This is a genomic window from Enterobacter sp. GD03975 (genome assembly GCF_029838645.1).
In the GTDB taxonomy this organism is placed as follows: Bacteria; Pseudomonadota; Gammaproteobacteria; order Enterobacterales; family Enterobacteriaceae; genus Enterobacter; species Enterobacter quasihormaechei.
On the sequence record NZ_JAOBZC010000002.1, the window covers coordinates 350,950 to 367,583 of the forward strand.

Annotated in this window: 17 protein-coding genes and 1 other RNA gene; 9 read left to right on the plus strand and 9 right to left on the minus strand. The window is 54.7% G+C overall.

The window, feature by feature from the left end; translation table 11 throughout:
• Positions 1-198: 198 nt before the first annotated feature.
• The 4 genes from tomB (at position 199) to N5C09_RS05310 (ending at position 2,161) form a co-directional block, all read left to right on the plus strand.
• Complete coding sequence (tomB, locus tag N5C09_RS05295; protein ID WP_006809850.1) at positions 199-573, plus strand: Hha toxicity modulator TomB; 375 nt, start codon at positions 199-201, stop codon at positions 571-573.
• 27 nt (positions 574-600) lie between these two features.
• A complete protein-coding gene (locus N5C09_RS05300) occupies positions 601-819 on the plus strand; it encodes an HHA domain-containing protein (RefSeq protein ID WP_010428174.1) in 219 nt (72 codons plus the stop codon).
• A gap of 207 nt (positions 820-1,026) precedes the next feature.
• Positions 1,027-1,578, plus strand: a complete 552-nt coding sequence (gene maa, locus N5C09_RS05305; RefSeq protein WP_279748605.1) for a maltose O-acetyltransferase — start codon at positions 1,027-1,029, stop codon at positions 1,576-1,578.
• A 115-nt stretch (positions 1,579-1,693) separates the two neighbouring features.
• Entirely contained in the window at positions 1,694-2,161 is a 468-nt protein-coding gene (locus N5C09_RS05310; protein WP_063869025.1) for a YlaC family protein, read from the plus strand.
• 37 nt (positions 2,162-2,198) lie between these two features.
• On the opposite strand, the gene ykgO is transcribed toward N5C09_RS05310, so the two are convergent.
• Together ykgO and N5C09_RS05320 are read right to left on the minus strand one after the other, a co-directional pair.
• Positions 2,199-2,339, minus strand: a complete 141-nt coding sequence (ykgO, locus tag N5C09_RS05315; protein WP_063451669.1) for a type B 50S ribosomal protein L36 — start codon at positions 2,337-2,339, stop codon at positions 2,199-2,201.
• A gap of 2 nt (positions 2,340-2,341) precedes the next feature.
• Entirely contained in the window at positions 2,342-2,602 is a 261-nt protein-coding gene (locus N5C09_RS05320; RefSeq protein WP_063451670.1) for a type B 50S ribosomal protein L31, read from the minus strand.
• Between the two features lie 225 nt (positions 2,603-2,827).
• Here N5C09_RS05320 and N5C09_RS05325 point away from each other — a divergent pair, with 225 nt between their 5' ends.
• On the plus strand, positions 2,828-4,396 hold the full coding sequence (locus tag N5C09_RS05325; RefSeq protein ID WP_107534814.1) for an EAL domain-containing protein: 1,569 nt from the start codon (positions 2,828-2,830) through the stop codon (positions 4,394-4,396).
• A gap of 19 nt (positions 4,397-4,415) precedes the next feature.
• Here N5C09_RS05325 and N5C09_RS05330 read toward each other — a convergent pair whose 3' ends face one another.
• From N5C09_RS05330 to N5C09_RS05340, 3 genes are all read right to left on the minus strand, one after another.
• On the minus strand, positions 4,416-7,505 hold the full coding sequence (locus N5C09_RS05330; RefSeq protein WP_279748606.1) for a beta-galactosidase: 3,090 nt from the start codon (positions 7,503-7,505) through the stop codon (positions 4,416-4,418).
• 103 nt (positions 7,506-7,608) lie between these two features.
• A complete protein-coding gene (locus N5C09_RS05335) occupies positions 7,609-8,679 on the minus strand; it encodes a LacI family DNA-binding transcriptional regulator (protein WP_279748607.1) in 1,071 nt (356 codons plus the stop codon).
• A 77-nt stretch (positions 8,680-8,756) separates the two neighbouring features.
• The gene (locus N5C09_RS05340) at positions 8,757-9,368 is read right to left on the minus strand and encodes a hypothetical protein (RefSeq protein WP_193527892.1); all 612 of its coding nucleotides are present in this window, start codon (positions 9,366-9,368) and stop codon (positions 8,757-8,759) included.
• Positions 9,369-9,452: 84 nt separating this feature from the next.
• Between N5C09_RS05340 and N5C09_RS05345 the strand changes: the two genes are divergently transcribed.
• Positions 9,453-10,874 (plus strand): PLP-dependent aminotransferase family protein, encoded by a 1,422-nt coding sequence (locus tag N5C09_RS05345; protein WP_279748608.1) that lies wholly within the window; start codon positions 9,453-9,455, stop codon positions 10,872-10,874.
• 70 nt (positions 10,875-10,944) lie between these two features.
• Here the strand turns inward: N5C09_RS05345 and N5C09_RS05350 are convergent, their stop codons facing one another.
• A complete protein-coding gene (locus N5C09_RS05350) occupies positions 10,945-11,160 on the minus strand; it encodes a hypothetical protein (protein ID WP_279748609.1) in 216 nt (71 codons plus the stop codon).
• Positions 11,157-11,408 (minus strand): hypothetical protein, encoded by a 252-nt coding sequence (locus tag N5C09_RS05355; protein ID WP_063451676.1) that lies wholly within the window; start codon positions 11,406-11,408, stop codon positions 11,157-11,159. The genes N5C09_RS05350 and N5C09_RS05355 overlap by 4 nt, the downstream gene beginning before the upstream one ends.
• A 412-nt stretch (positions 11,409-11,820) precedes the next feature.
• On the opposite strand from N5C09_RS05355, the gene N5C09_RS05360 reads away from it, so the two are divergent.
• Positions 11,821-14,310 (plus strand): BsuBI/PstI family type II restriction endonuclease, encoded by a 2,490-nt coding sequence (locus N5C09_RS05360; RefSeq protein ID WP_279748610.1) that lies wholly within the window; start codon positions 11,821-11,823, stop codon positions 14,308-14,310.
• 114 nt (positions 14,311-14,424) lie between these two features.
• On the opposite strand, the gene ffs is transcribed toward N5C09_RS05360, so the two are convergent.
• Positions 14,425-14,521, minus strand: an RNA gene (gene ffs / locus N5C09_RS05365) — signal recognition particle sRNA small type.
• A 170-nt stretch (positions 14,522-14,691) separates the two neighbouring features.
• Here ffs and N5C09_RS05370 point away from each other — a divergent pair.
• Entirely contained in the window at positions 14,692-15,003 is a 312-nt protein-coding gene (locus N5C09_RS05370) for an MGMT family protein (RefSeq protein WP_063869039.1), read from the plus strand.
• Positions 15,004-15,040: 37 nt separating this feature from the next.
• Here N5C09_RS05370 and N5C09_RS05375 read toward each other — a convergent pair whose 3' ends face one another.
• Complete coding sequence (locus tag N5C09_RS05375; protein ID WP_063869041.1) at positions 15,041-15,568, minus strand: YbaY family lipoprotein; 528 nt, start codon at positions 15,566-15,568, stop codon at positions 15,041-15,043.
• Positions 15,569-15,771: 203 nt separating this feature from the next.
• Here N5C09_RS05375 and tesB point away from each other — a divergent pair, with 203 nt between their 5' ends.
• Positions 15,772-16,632, plus strand: coding sequence for an acyl-CoA thioesterase II (tesB, locus tag N5C09_RS05380; RefSeq protein WP_063451680.1), 861 nt, complete (start codon positions 15,772-15,774; stop codon positions 16,630-16,632).
• Positions 16,633-16,634 lie beyond the last annotated feature (2 nt).

The window sequence follows — 16,634 nt, forward strand, 5'->3', positions numbered from 1 at the left end:
CCTGCCAAAGGAACATTTGCGTAAAGGCTCGCACAGTAACGTTTTAATTGTAATTTTTCGTAATAGCGCGATGAAATCTTGATCAGAGTGGCTTATAGTTAGAGTTATCAGGAACACAGCTCCCGTGTAGCTAAGCAAGTTGTATCCATCCCGACATGATGTTCGGTGAGTAAAAAATCACTCAGAAGGGGATGCGCTATGGACGAGTACTCGCCAAAAAGGCATGATATCGCGCAGTTGAAATTTCTCTGCGAATCCTTGTACCATGACTGCCTCGCCAATCTTGAAGAAAGTAACCATGGCTGGGTGAACGATCCAACGTCTGCTATCAATTTACAGCTAAACGAGCTGATTGAGCATATCGCTACCTTCGCACTTAATTATAAAATTAAGTACAATGAAGATAATAAGTTGATAGAGCAAATTGATGAATACCTGGACGACACCTTTATGTTGTTCAGCAGCTACGGCATTAACGCACAGGATTTGCAGAAATGGCGTAAATCAGGAAACCGTCTATTTCGCTGCTTCACGAATGTCAGCAGAGCTAATCCGGTTAGTCTTTCCTGTTAAAATTATTACAATTACTAAGGTGAATTTATGTCTGATAAACCATTAACTAAAGTCGATTATTTGATGCGCCTGCGACGCTGCCAGTCAATTGACACACTCGAGCGGGTTATTGAGAAAAATAAATACGAGCTGTCCGATAATGAACTGGCGGTATTTTATTCAGCTGCCGACCATCGTCTTGCTGAACTGACCATGAATAAACTGTATGACAAGATCCCCACTTCGGTATGGAAATTTGTTCGTTAATCGTTGAAGAGAGACTGTAAAGGCACTACGCCCGTTGTTAAGCTGAATTTACCTTCGAACTACGCTTCAAGTGCAAACGCCAGGTTCCCGTGTAAAAAGTATCTACGCTCAAGAATGTTGTGACTACCGTCACAGCCATTTTTAGGGAACGTTCCCTTTCTGGCTAATCCTCTTTACGCTACGTAAAACGATTCCAGTGAGGTTCCCATGAGTGACGAAAAACAGAAGATGATTGCAGGTGAATATTACCGCCCTGGCGACGACACGTTAAGGGCTGACCGTTTACGCGCGCGTCATCTTATCCACCGCTATAACCATTCCGCCCCCGATGAGAAAGCCGAACGACGCGCCTTGTTAGCTGACCTGCTGGGTCAAAGCGAAGGCGCCTATATAGAGCCGAGCTTCCGCTGCGACTACGGCTATAACATCTACCTGGGCAACAATTTTTACGCTAACTTCGACTGCGTTATGCTGGACGTCTGCCCTATCCGCATTGGCGATAACTGTATGCTCGCGCCGGGAGTGCACATCTATACGGCCACGCATCCCCTGGACGCGACCGCGCGTAACAGCGGGCTTGAGTACGGCAAACCGGTCACCATAGGCCACAACGTCTGGATTGGCGGACGGGCGGTCATTAACCCGGGCGTGACCATTGGCGATAATGCGGTTATCGCGTCCGGTGCGGTTGTGACCAAAGACGTGCCGGCCAATGCGGTCGTGGGCGGAAATCCCGCGAAAATCATAAAAATGCTCTAAGGCTCCCTGAGTAACTGTTATGCTTTTTCCCGGCATAACTGTTACTTTCCACGCCTGACCCCCTCTCATAAAATAGGCAGATCACCTGTATTTTCAATATGTATAAAGGCAAAAAATGACAGAGATACAGCGCCTGCTTACCGCCACCATCGACGATCTCAATGCCCGTGAAAAGCGCGACAATCGCCCGCGCTTTAGCATCAGCTTTATCCGTAAACACCCCGGACTGTTCGTTGCGATGTACGCCGCCTGGCTGGCAACGCTTATCGTCATGCTGAGGTCTGAAACGCTGGTCGATTCCGTCTGGCTGCTGGTTGTGCTGTTCGTGGTGTTTAACGCGTTCTTCTTTTTCGACGTTAACCCGCGCTACCGGTATGAAGATATCGACGTGCTAGATTTCCGCGTGTGCTACAACGGCGAGTGGTATAACACGCGCTACGTGCCGCCCGAGCTAATTGACAGCATCATGCGCTCACCTTCAGTCGAGGCCGGGCTTAAAGAGAAGCTGCAAAAAATGGTGGCGAGGAAGGGAGAGCTTTCGTTTTATGACGTTTTCACGCTCTCTCGCCCTGCTAACGGCTAGCAGGGCTGTTGCCGGAGAAGAGGCGCCAAGCATCCGCTTAGCGCCTTTTTTTACGTCCCTGTACGGCCTTAAAGCGCGGATTGGATTTGCAAATAACGTACAGACGCCCTTTGCGCCTGACGATCTGGCAATCCGGATGCCGTTGCTTTGCGCTACGCAGCGAGTTAAGTACCTGCATGGTTAGCCTCGCTTCGCATCAAGAAAGCCGCCAAAACGCTTGCGGAAGCGCGCCGCGCTGCCGTCCGTGGAGAAGGTCTTCTGCTTCCCGGTATAAAACGGATGCGATTTTGATGAGACATCAAGGGTGACGTAAGGATACGTTTCGCCGTCGAGCTCGATTTCCCGGTCCGTCTTAATCGTTGAGCCAACGCGGAAGTATTCATTAGCCGTGGTGTCGTGGAACACAACGGTGCGATAGGCTGGATGGATATTCGGTTTCATATCTGACTCTCGTGTATTGTTATAACATAACAAAATACTAGCCGAGCCTTGCTGTAAAAACAACCCCCAGGACGATCCAGCGCACTTTTGTCTTTTATCCAAAGGTGGATTCAGATACCTGCCTGCGACTTTCGCATGCTATAACTATATCATTTAGCACTAAAATCTTTCTCCTCTGGCGCTCAAACTCACTGCCCTTCATGGGCAAATGGGAAGGAAAACGGCATGCGAACCCGACATCTGGTGAGCCTGGTCACGGGCGTACTGATCATTTCTGTGCTGGTCCCCGTTTGCCTCAGTATCTGGCTGGCGCATCGTCAGGCAGAGGAAAAGTTTGTGGAGGCGCTGGACGGCTATGCCTCGCGCGTTCTGATCCGTACCGACAGAGTTGTCGTGCAGGCTAAACAGGCGCTCACGCACCTACAGTCGTTCAACGCCCCGCCCTGCACTCCCTTGCATTTACGTGAAATGCGCCGGGTCGCGTTCTCCTGGCGCTATGTTCAGGAAGTGATGTATGTCGATAACCTGAAGCCGCTCTGCTCTTCCCTGGAACAGTCGAGTAATACGGAGGCTCTGCCGCCTCCGGTGCGCATCACCGAGGACGGTTACAGCACGTGGCTCACCTCGCAAAACGACCTCGGCATTCACCGCTATATGGTGGTGATCGGGAAAGGGCATTATCTGGTGATGGTCGATCCGGCATCGCTTGTAGATGTCGTTCCGTTCGGCGAAATCTCGATGGATGCCGCCCTGGTGGGCAACACGACACAGCGCATATTTGCCAGAAGTCATGTCCTCGATCCGCATATCCTCTCGATTGTTAAGGATCGGCAGGAGATGACGAGCGTTCAGTACAACGGCTCGATGTACATTCTGAAGCCCGTGCCCGAGCTGGGGTTCACCGTCATTGCCTGGGCCTCGCTGAAGCCGCTGGCGGAAGCCTGGCATCAGCAGCTGCTCATCTGGCTGCCGGCGGGCGTGCTGATTAGCCTGGCGGCGGCCCTGATTGTTCTGCGGATCCTCCGCCGGCTACAGTCTCCGCGTAACCGCCTGATGGACGCGATAAACAACCGGGAGATCCAGGTTCACTATCAGCCCATCGTGGCGCTGTGCAGCGGCAAACTGGTAGGAGCCGAAGCGCTGATGCGCTGGCCGCAGCCGGATGGCAGCAACCTGTCGCCAGACATATTTGTCCCTCTGGCTGAGCAAACGGGGCTGATTTCCCAGTTAACGCTGCTGGCAATCGATAAGATCTTCGACGAGCTGGGCGACTGGCTGCATCATCATCCGGAGCTGCACATTTCTGTTAACCTGGCCCCAGCCGATTTAACGTCCGTGGAGCTGCCGCGCCTGCTGAGCCAGCTGCTGAACAAATGGAAAGTCCACCCGCAGCAGATTGCGCTGGAGTTAACCGAGCGCGGCTTCGCCGATCCCGCCGTCAGCGCCCCGGCCATCGCGGCGTTTCGCCGTGCCGGACACGCCGTCTACATTGACGATTTTGGTACAGGCTACTCCAGCCTGAGCTATCTCCAGGATCTGGATGTCGATACCCTGAAGATCGATAAATCTTTCGTGCACGCGCTGGAGTATAAAAACGTCACTCCGCACATTATCGAAATGGCAAAATCGCTCGAGCTGGCGATGGTGGCAGAAGGCATCGAAACGGAAGGACAGATTGCCTGGCTGCATCGCCACGGCGTGCAGTACGGACAGGGCTGGTACTACAGCAAGGCGCTGCCTGAGGCGGAATTCATTCTCTGGGCCGAGCGCAATCTCAACAGCGGCTCCGCCTGAGCGGAGCCGGTGCTTTTATTCAGCCGTTCTGCTGCCAGCAGAAGGTGTAGCGCAGCTGCCGGTTTTGCAAAAGGAAGTCCGGCGCCACGCTCGGGCTCCAGGAATCATCTCCCCCTACGCCCATGTGGAAGGCGTCCAGGTTCAGCCAGCAACCCGGCTCTTCCCGTAGCAGATGCTGATGCGTTGTCACATGCAGCTGCTGCTGGCTGTAGCGGCTCACGGAGAAATGGAACCGCCCCTGCAACCGATGCGCGCCAAACGCCAGCTCGCGGGTGTCGCAGCGCAGGCCGTTCTCCGTCGGGAAGATATACGGCGTGTGCATGGCTTCCAGCGGAAGCGTCCAGCGCCCCTGCTGCGCCGCCAGCTTTCTGTCCGGATAATTTTCCAGCGGCCCCAGCCCCAGCCAGCGCACGGTTTCCGGGATATCCACCAGCATAACGCTCAGGCCCACGCGAGCAGGCTCGGGAATATCAGACGCTACCGTCACCTGCACGTCACCGTGCAGCGCGCCGCGATCGTCAATCCGCCAGATCTTACGGCTGACAAACAGCGCTTTCCCCCGGAATTCCCAGACGTGCTGCGTGGTCACCACCACCTCACGGGCGTACTGTTCTGCTTCACACTGGAGAAGGCGCGGCGACATCTCATACATCCCTGCCGCCTTCCAGCGCTCCACCCACGCGTTCGGATCGATGCGGGTTGCCTCGCTGACGCCAATATCATTGTCCAGCGGCGCGCGGGTAAAGTTATCCGTTAGCGGAGAACGGAGCGTTTCAGCCCCCGCGTTCCACCACTGGGTCAGGTTTCCAGTAAGGCGGCTAAACTGCCAGCGCTGCTGCTGATGGACAATCTCCAGCGCCTCGCCGCACGCGGTTAGCTGCGGGGCCGTACCTTCCACATTCGCGGGCGCAACGTACAGCGGAGCCGGGAGCGGCCACTGATCCCAGGCACAACGGTGGCCGGACGGCGACCACGGCGTCTCCTGCGGCTGAACGACTTCCACATTGAGCCAGACCTCACCCGGCTCAGCGGCAAGTTCAGGCAGCGGGATCTCAATGCGTTGCGCCTCCTGGGGCGCGACAGAAAGCGTCAAGCCGCCACAAGCCACTACCGCACCGTCACGCGCCACCGACCATTGCAGACGTTCGTTGTCGGTATGACGGAACAGATAATCGCTCTGTACCTCGACGACCAGTGGAGAGGTGCTCACCAGCGTAAAGGTAAAGAACTGCTGGGCACGCTGCGCCTCGAAAAGGGCGGGATGCGGGGTGCGATCGGGGAACACCAGCCCGTTGAGGCAGAACTGACGATCGTTAGGCTTATCGCCAAAATCGCCGCCGTAGGCCCAGAATGCCGCGCCATTTTCCTCTTTTTTGGTTAATGCCTGATCGACCCAGTCCCAGACAAAGCCCCCCTGCAACCGGGGATGGCTGCGGAATGCCTGCCAGTAGCTGGCAAAGCCGCCAAAGCTGTTGCCCATCGCGTGGGCATACTCGCACAGGATCAGCGGACGGGTTTCGTCCGGCATGCCGATCCACTTTTTAATCGACCACTTTGGCACCGCCGGGAACGGCTGATCCTGATCGACGCGGGCATACATCGGGCAAATAATATCGGTTGCCGCCGTACAGGCGCCGCCGCCTTCGTACTGCACCGGACGCGTGGGATCGGTGGTTTTCAGCCAGCGGTACAACGCATCGTGGTTCGCACCATGACCAGATTCGTTCCCCAAAGACCAGATGATGACTGACGGATGATTCCGGTCCCGCTGCACCATACGCGTTACGCGCTCGCTCATGGCGGGCAGCCAGCGCGGATCGTCCGCCAGGCGGCTCATCGGCACCATGCCATGGGTCTCGATATTCGCCTCATCAACCACGTACAGGCCATAGCGATCGCAAAGCGTGTACCACAGAGGATGGTTCGGATAATGCGAGCAGCGCACGGCGTTGAAGTTATGCTGCTTCATCAGTTCAATGTCGCGGCGCATGGTCGCCTCATCCATCACCTGCCCCTTCTCAGGATGATGTTCGTGACGGTTCACGCCGCGGATCAGCAGCGGCTTGCCGTTGAGCTTCAGTAGACCATTGCTGATTTCGACGCGCCTGAAGCCGACATCGCAGGCTTCGGTCTCCAGCACACTGCCCTGCGTATCACGAAGCGACATCGTCAGACGATAGAGTTCCGGTGTTTCGGCGCTCCACAGCGCGGGATCGTTCACGGGTATCGCAACCTTGAGCCGCTCCGCCCAGCTGCCCCGTTCATCGACGATGGCCGATCCTGGCTGCTGCGTGGTTTGCGCGCAGGCTTCGCCGTTACGCCACAGAGTAAACGCCACCTCACATTCGGCGTAGCGTGAACCTTCCAGCGCCACGTCTACCCGGAGTATTGCCCGATCGCATTCGGCATTCAGATCGGTCACGACCTGATAATCGGCAATCCGCGTTTCCGGCTTATGCAGCAGCGAAACGTCACGGAAAATGCCGCTCATCCGCCACATGTCCTGATCTTCCAGGTAGCTTCCGTCGCACCAGCGTAACACCATCACCGCCAGGCGGTTCTGCCCCGGTTGCAGCACCGCGCTAAGGTCAAACTCTGCGGGCAGACGACTGTCCTGCGAATAGCCCATCCATTGGCCGTTACACCACAGATGAAAAGCTGAATTGACCCCGTCGAAAATAATGCGGGTCTGTCCGTTGCGCGGCCAGGCGTCATCCACCTCAAATGTGAGCGAGTAACAGCCGGTAGGATTTTCAGCCGGAACATACGGTGGGTTCACATTTATCGGATAGGTGACGTTGGTATAAATGGGGGTATCGAATCCCTCCATCTGCCAGTTCGACGGCACGGGCATCTCAACGGCGTCAGCAAGGTCGTGCGTTACCCAGGCCTCGGGAACCTGCTCTGGCGCGGCGAAAAAGCTGAATTGCCAGACGCCGTTAAGCGAGCGCTTGCTCAGCGAAGGCTTATCCTCCCGGGCGAGAATTTCATCGCGCCAGCTATGAAAAGGCGCGTGTGCGGCCAGACGGTTCCATTGCGTCACACCGGGGTTTTCCCAGTCACGACGAGCCAGAAGTGCGCTGAGGGTCAGCGGTAATGCAGAAGACATATCAACCTCTTTGCGAAGCGCTCACAATTTTAGTCAACATGCCCTGGTAAACGGTGGCGGTAAAGACTTTGATCGTCACCAGGCGAGCCCGATCACAAAAGCGCTAGCTGCGCGCCAGTTTCTCCGCCAGCAGTGCCAGCGTTCGTAGCTGCTGCGCCAGATCTTCACGATCGGCCTGCTGCGGCGCGTGCGGCGCGGTGGAGTGACGAACGATCAGCGTAACGGGAAGCTGTTTTTGCCAGCGTTCGTCGTGAGGCGTGGGCGCCAGGAGCCACTCCACGCTGCGCTCACCGGCCTCGCGGAACGCCTGCCGAATGGTGGTCAGCGGAGGTGTAAACCATGCGCTGTCGGCCGTATCATCAAATCCGACCACCGAGATCTGACCCGGTACCGCAATCCCTTTTTCCGCACAGGCGCGTATAACGCCGAGCGCCATCTGATCGTTCGCGACGAGGATCGCGTCGGGCAGCGCCGGGCCCGATAAAAGCTGATGCCCTTTCTCGTAGCCGGAGGCCGCGCTCCAGTCGCCCTGCGCCACTGCAAACGCCTCCACGCCGGACTGAGCGAGCGCGGTTTTCCATCCCGCCAGACGCGCCCGGGCAGAGACGGAACTTTCCGGACCGGCGAGCAGCGCAATTCGCCGGTGCCCCAGCGAAAGCAGATGCTCCGCCCCCAGGCCAGCGCCCTGTTCGGCATTGAACACGAGGCTGTTCACCCTGGCTGAGGGGGAAACATCGAGAAAAAGAACCGGGATCGGCGAAGCCATTTCCTGAAGCATTTCTGCCTGTGCATCTTCCAGCGGAACGTTCACCAGCAGCGCCTCCACGCGCTGCGCCAGTAACTCCTGCAAAGCAGCCTGACACTGCGCGGGCTGTTCCACCATAGAGATGAGCACGCTTGCCCCCTGCTCCACTGCCCGGGATTTTACGGCTGAGACGATTTGCGACGGCGCATGCAGCGCCAGATTGGTCGTTATCAACCCGAGCGTGCGGGTGCGTTTCCCGGCCAGCTGCTGCGCGCCACGGTTAGGCACATAGTGTAGCGCCGCCATGGCCTGGCGGACCTTTTCCCGCGTGCGGGCAGAAACGTGTTCCGCGTCGTTAATCACCCGGGAAACGGTCTGATAAGAAACGCCCGCCTCGCGGGCAACGTCATAGAGAGTGATCGCTTTCATACATTCTGGCGTCGCAAAAAGTGTAACCACTATTCTGACACAGTTGCGTCATTATAGCCTGTGAGCGCTTCGCAAAATTAGACAATCCGCTCCGGCTGCGGTGCTTTCTGAACGCGCGGCCGGTGGCGAAACCACGGCAAACAGAGCTGGATCAGCGGGCCGATGGTTAACGCATACAGCACGGTTCCAACGCCAAACGCTCCCCCGAGGAGGTAGCCGATGATTAACACGCTCACCTCGATCGCGGTACGCACGCTGCGAATCGACCAGCCCAGCCGGGCGTGTATACCGGTCATCAGGCCGTCACGCGGGCCAGCACCAAAACCCGCCCCGATATACATCCCGGTGGCAAGGGCGTTAACCACAATGCCTGAAACCAGCAGGATAATGCGCACGGGCAGCGAGGTGAGTTCCGGGATCAGCGCCATTGACGCATCAGCCGCCAGGCCGATACAAATCACGTTACTGACCGTACCCAGCCCCGGAAGCTGACGCAGCGGAATCCACAGCAGCAGCACCGCAGCACCGGTTAAAATAATCACCGTGCCGATGCTCATCCCGGTCTGGATGGCGACGCCAAGGTGAAAGACATTCCAGGGGTCTACCCCCAGATCCGAACGAATAAACATCGCGGTTGAAAGCCCGTACAGGCCTAAACCGACATAAAGTTGTACCAGACGACGTACCATTTTCTCTTCTCCGAAGAACCCGGTTCCATCTTCGGTGAAAATGGCACTATGATTAATGTCCAGTTTTCAAATAGTGGACTGCTCATGTCATCACGTCGTTTTGGTAGCCAGTCTCTGGTTCGCCTGTTAGGGCACTGGCAGCAAGCCTCTTCCCGCACCCCGCTGTGGCGCCAGCTGGCTGACGCGCTACGCCTGTTGATTCTGGATGGCAGGCTGGCGCTAAACACTCGCCTGCCCGGAGAGCGGGAGCTGGCCGCCGCACTGGACGTCAGCCGCACCACCATCAACAGCGCGCTGGCACATCTGCGGGAAGAGGGTTATCTGGAGAGCCGTCAGGGCAGCGGTTCGCGCGTGATCCTGCCCGACAGCCGCGCAGTGCCCACCCTTTCCACTGCCAGCGCGGCGCTTGATCTCTCTACCGCCGCGCTCAACGCGGGGCCCGAGATCCACCAGGCCTACGCCCACGCACTGACGGTCCTCACGCCGAACCTGGCGCTAACCGGGTACGATCAGCTCGGGCTCCCGGCCCTGCGTGAAGCCATTGCCGCCCGCTACACCGCACGGGGTTTGCCGACCCGGGCAGACGAAGTGATGGTGGTGAACGGCGCCGTCAGCGGCTTCGCCCTGATCTTAAGAATGATGACCGGTCCCGGGGATCGCGTGGTGGTGGATCATCCTACCTACCCGCTGGCGATCGCCGCCATTCAGGGGGCGCTCTGCCGGCCCGTGGGCGTCTCGCTGCCTGAAACGGGCTGGGATACCGACGGTTTTGCCGCAACGCTTGCCCAGACAGCCCCGCGTCTGGCCTATCTGATGCCGGATTTTCATAATCCGACGGGGCGCTGTATGGATGCCGCAACGCGCCAGGCCATAACCCACATTGCCGCGCAAACCCGCACCACGCTGGTCGTGGATGAAACCATGGTCGATCTCTGGTTCGATGCTCCCCCGCCGCCGCCGCTGGCCGCCTTTAACCCGGAGGCCGCCGTCATAACGCTGGGTTCCGCTGGAAAAAGCTTCTGGGGCGGGCTTCGTCTCGGCTGGATCCGCGCCTCGTCCCGCACTATCGCCACGCTCGCGCAGACGCGCGACACGCTGGATCTGGGCTCACCGGTGCTGGAACAGCTGGCCACGCTGTGGCTTATCGAAAACAGTGAAACTTTTCTGCCCGCTCGCCGGAAAATGCTGGCAGAACGGCGCGACCGCTGCGGCCAGATGCTGCGGGAACATTTTCCCGAATGGCGGTTCCAGGAAGCGGAGGGAGGGCTTTCATACTGGATAGAGTTACCCGGCATGCTGGCGACGCTGCTGGCGGCACGCGCCGAGACGACGGGCATCATTATGGGCACCGGCACGCGCTTTGGGCTTTCAGGCGCGTTCGACCGCTACCTGCGCATGCCTTTCTCCCTCAATCCGCCAGAACTTGAAGAGGCATTATTGCGGATTAAACCGCTGTGGCTTGCCTTAAACAGAAGTACACCGCCAGTAAAACGGAGCCTGGTGTAAATTTTTCGCCAGAAACAATAAAAACTGCTGACTGTAACGCATGCAGTCAGCAGTTTTCATGAAGAACAACTTAATGTTGAGGAGGAATCGGGAAGCCTTTCAGTGAAATAATGAAATTATCCCCTTCTTTCTTTATTTTTGCACCGGTATCACACCAGTCAGATGCAATTCGAAAGAATTCTTCACTTCCTACATTCCAGCCAAGACGAACATGTTTCACGTAGCCGGAACGTAACAGATTACAGGCCTCGTTGTAGTCGCTGGCCGTGGATAGTTGTTGTTTCATTTTCTCTTCTTCAGAAGTTTACGTAGTGCTTTGATTTCTTTAGGAGTAAATGGAGTTACGCTCTCTTCTTCCGTATGCTGATTATCAATATCCTCTTCCGATACTCCCGCCTCTTCTACCGCTTCAAATGCCAGCAGCAGCAGTTTCTCTGTGGTCACGCTTAAATTCTCATTATTATCTTCCGCATAGTGGCGAAGTCTTTCTTTTAGCGCTTCATCAATTTTAACGTTTAAAACCGCAGTAACCATGATTGTCACATCCTTTCGGAACACGTGTTTAATTTAATACACGAAGATATGTTTGTTATCCAGATATATATTTTTTTGCTTATGACAACAAAAAGACGCCCGATAATAAAATGACAGTCTATTATTACAGGTTTATGACAATATTATTTCAATTAAATGAAGGATATATTGCACGACAGAATAACGGGCCTGGTAAAGCAGTCGTTGAACAGTTATGGGACAGTTGGCGACCAGCCGTGGTGCAGGGCAGGTTAGCGGTCAGCAAAGCAACCTTCTACAGACCAAAGACTTCCAGATCGCTTCTCTGTTTGTAGTAACATTGCCGGCATGTAAAGCATTCTGACTCTTGATACACTTCCGGGCGACACAGGAGCCGTATGCAATTTGAACTTTTTTGTTACCCAGTGGAAATATGATGCGCTTGTTGGAATTGGCCGATCAGCATAGAAAAGAAGCGAATAAGCTATTAAATCCAAAGACAAAATCTGCATTTGGTCAGTTTATGACCCCGGCTCCGATTTGTCTGTTCATGGCAAGCCTGTTTGACGACATAAAAGGTGACATAACGCTACTTGACCCAGGCTGTGGAGTGGGGTCGCTCTCTGCGGCGTTCATAGAACGGGCGTTGATGGCTGAAGTCGAAAAGATTGAGCTTGACGCCATCGACATTGAAGATGTGGTGCTGACGTATCTTAGAAAGACGCTGAGAGCCTGCAATGAGGCTGCAAATGGTAAATTCTCCCATAAAATCAGAAAGGTAGATTATATACTCGAGGCAAGTCTTGCGGCCAAAAGTATAGCGACCCGTGAAGAGCCGGGGGTTTATAGCCATGTGATTATGAATCCACCCTATAAAAAAATTCTCTCTTCGAGCGCACACCGGGACTCTTTACGCAAAGCTGGCATAGAAACGGTCAACTTATACTCTGGATTTGTTGCCTTAGCTTTGAAACAGCTGAAAATGGGAGGAGAGTTAGTGGCAATTATTCCACGCTCTTTCTGTAATGGTCCGTACTACCAGCCTTTTCGTGAGCAATTACTGTCGGATACGTCCATTAAGCACATCCACATTTTCGACTCCCGTAATGCGGCATTTTCTGAAGATGAAGTGCTTCAGGAAAATATCATTATTCACTGTGTAAAAGGTGTTCCGCAGGGGCAGGTTATCATTACATCCAGCCCAACGTCTGATTTTCATCTGGATGAAGAATCCGGGCAAATCACTGCCACTGATATGACGCAACGCAAGGTGTCGATAGACAAAATAGTTAACCCAGAGGACAAGCAAAAGTTCATTCATATCGCCGCCAGCCCCAGAGAACAGGACATAATCGAGAGATTATCCCCTTTTACATCTACTCTGGGCGAGCTTGGCGTTCAGGTTAGTACAGGACCGGTAGTTGACTTTCGTCTTAGAGAAGATCTCAGAGAAAGCATGGATTCTGAATCAGTGCCGCTTCTTTTTCCTCAGCATTTGCATGGAAAAGTTAATTGGCCCCTTGATGGCAAAAAACCTAATGCCATCAGGGTTTCCGATTCATCACGACCCTGGCTATGGAAAAACCATGGTAATTTCCTGATTGTAAAAAGGTTTAGCAGCAAAGAAGAAAAACGTCGCATTGTAGCAACCTTATATGACTCCTCTTTACCGGGCGAGCTGATCGGTTTCGACAATAAGACCAATGTTTTCCATGTGCAGAAGACGGGTATGGATGCGGATCTTGCCCGCGGGCTTTATGTCTATCTGAACTGTACTTTGCTGGACAAGTATTACCGTCAGTTTGGCGGGCATACTCAGGTAAATGCCTCTGATTTAAGAACAATTCATTATCCATCACTGGAAGTTCTGCGCAAAATGGGTGGTGAGTTCGGTGATGAAGTGCTCAGTCAGAATCAGATTGACGAAATCATTAACAGGGAGTTGAACATCATGACCAAAGGAAAAATAGCTGACCCGCTTAAAGCGCAGGAAAAGATTGAGCAGGCGCTTGATGTGTTGCGTCAACTGGGAATGCCTCGTGCGCAAATAAACGAACGTTCAGCTTTAACTTTGCTTGCATTGCTCGATCTTCATCCCGATGGCGATTGGGAGAAAATTGAACGCCCGATGATGGGTGTGACACCGATCATGGATTGGTGTAGAGACGTCTACGGCAAAGAGTATGCCCCAAACACGCGCGAAACCTTCCGGCGACAAACGCTGCATCAGTTTTGTGATGGCGGAATAGCAATATATAACCCGGATAAGCCCGATCGCCCTGTCAACTCCCCTAAGGCTTGCTATCAGATAGCGCCTGAACTGCATACAGTATTACTCAACTATGGTTCCGCTAAATGGGAAAAAGCGCTTGAGGAACACAGGGGCAACGTACCGACCTTAGTTGAGCAGTATGCTATGGCGCGAAAAATGGAAATGGTGCCATTAAAACTGAATGACGGTACAGAATTAGAATTAAGCCCCGGCGCACATAGCCAGCTTATCAAGGATATCATCGTTGAGTTTGGTCCTCGTTTCGCTCCTGAAGCAGAAGTTATTTACATCGGAGATACGGGTGCGAAGGAAGATCATTTTAGAAAAGAGCGGCTTGCGGAACTGGGTGTTATCGTTGATCGAAAAGGTAAACTGCCCGATGTTGTTCTTTATTGGCAAAAACGCAACTGGTTACTGTTAATTGAATCGGTCACTTCGCATGGGCCCGTCGATGGAAAGCGTCACGGTGAGTTAGCAAAATTATTTGCGAATGCTAAACCTGGACTGGTATACGTTACGGCCTTCCCAGACCGGAAGGTGATGTCGAAATATCTTATGGAATTATCCTGGGAAACAGAGGTTTGGGTAGCTGACGCGCCAACGCATATGATCCACCTGAACGGCGATCGGTTCCTTGGACCCCATACTTAAGCTAAAAGCGTCATCTATGATTAGTGGAGCCGCATATAATCGGCTCTGCATCAGAGCGATTGTCGGCAAAGAAATGGGCTATTAAGACATAGCGTTAGCACAAATGGGTGGGGGCCCTGCCAGCTACATCCCGGCACCCACGTCGTCTGCCCTGGCTGCTTCCTTCCGGACCTGACCTGGTGAACAGAGTAGCGTTGCGGGAGAACCAACAGAGCCCCCATTGAGAGCGTTGATAACCAACGCGCTGGCGCATTATCCCTGTGGAGCACTACAATTGCAAGCCGCTGGCAACCGGATGCTGGATTATTGCGCAAACTGCCCCGGCAATCTGCTTTATCTTCATTTACCCTACCCCTTCGCTGATTTTCCGCAGGAGAAACAATGGACGAACATGACACTTTCCCACAACGAGTGTGGCAAATTGTGGCCTCAATTCCGGAAGGTTATGTCACTACCTACGGTGAAGTTGCCCGACTCGCAGGTTCTCCACGCGCGGCGCGTCAGGTTGGCGGTGTGCTAAGAAGACTACCGGAGGGGAGCACGTTACCGTGGCATCGGGTCGTCAACCGCCATGGCGCGATCTCTCTCACCGGGCCAGACTTGCAGCGCCAGCGTCAGGCATTACTCTCAGAAGGGGTTCAGGTGTCCGGGTCAGGACAGATTGATATGCAGAAGTATCGGTGGGAGTACTGACGCCCTCTTCAGGAGGCCTGAAGAGGGCGAAAGAAAATTACAGCTGAGTCGGCGCTGTTGGCAAAGTCGGCTGGTTGGTCTGAGGCGCAACGGGCACTGCCGTTTGCTGGACAGGAACCAGGGTCAGGTCGATTTTGGTGCCGCCTTTATTAACCGCTTCCTGCACGGTATCGGTGATAAAGACCAGCTTATCGTTGATCGTTACCGCCGCGCTCAGGAGGATACGCGCGTTAGGCTGCACGTCAGACGGGTTATACGGCAGCACGAAGCTGAACGGCGCCTGTTTACCTTCTGTACGAACCGCGCGCTGGGCCAGCACTTTTGACGGTGCATCCGCCAGAGAGGCATCGGACAGCGTAACCGTGAGTACCGCGTCCGGCGGCAGAGCAACTTTCTGCTTGATCCAGATAGTACCGGATACGTTAGGCTGTCGAATGGCTTGCTGTGAAAGGGTGTTAATCCCGTTTGGGGTTGCCGTTGGCACCGGGACATCGGCACTCTTATCCGCACAGGCGGACAGCGCTACCGCCATTGCAACACCGCTTAACATAGGCACGAGTTTCATTGAAGTCTCCTTATCATCAATGCACCGGCGGGATCGATCCCATCCGATGTCGTTTTATTCACATAACGTAAACAAGTGTGGCACAAATCACGGATTAATGCCTAATTTTGGCCTGGTATTAAGATAATTCCACCCATCGGACCACTATCGTTTCTGCGTTATACTCTGCGTATCTTTCGCCACGGCGTTTATTGAGGACCATTATGAGTCAGGCACTGAACAATCTGCTGACATTGCTGAACCTGGAAAAAATAGAAGAAGGGCTGTTTCGCGGACAGAGCGAAGATTTAGGCTTACGCCAGGTTTTTGGCGGCCAGGTCGTGGGGCAAGCGCTGTATGCCGCAAAGGAGACCGTCCCGGCAGACCGTCTGGTGCATTCGTTCCACAGCTACTTTTTACGCCCTGGCGACAGCGCTAAACCGATTGTGTACGACGTGGAAGTTCTGCGTGACGGCCAAAGCTTCAGCGCCCGCCGCGTGGCGGCCATCCAGCATGGAAAACCCATCTTTTACATGACCGCCTCGTTCCAGGCACCAGAGCCGGGGTATGAGCATCAAAAAACGATGCCCCCTGCCCCGTCGCCGGACGATCTGAAATCGGAAACCGACATCGCTCGCGCGCTCGCGCATCTGCTGCCGCCGCAGGTAAAAGAGAAGTTTCTGTGCGATAAGCCACTGGAGATCCGCCCGGTGGAATTTCATAACCCTATGAAGGGTCACGCTTCCGAGCCCACCCGTCAGGTGTGGATCCGCGCCAACGGCAGCGTTCCGGCAGATTTGCGCGTGCACCAGTATCTGCTCGGGTATGCGTCGGATTTCAACTTCCTGCCGGTTGCGCTACAGCCGCACGGCGTGGGATTCCTGGAAAAAGGGATGCAGGTTGCCACGATTGACCACTCTATGTGGTTCCACCGTCCGTTCGATATGAACCAATGGCTGCTTTACAGCGTGGAGAGTACCTCTGCGTCCAGCGCGCGCGGCTTTGTACGTGGGGAGTTTTATACCCAGGATGGCGTGCTGGTGGCCTCGACGGTTCAGGAAGGGGTCATGCGTAACAGAGGATGATG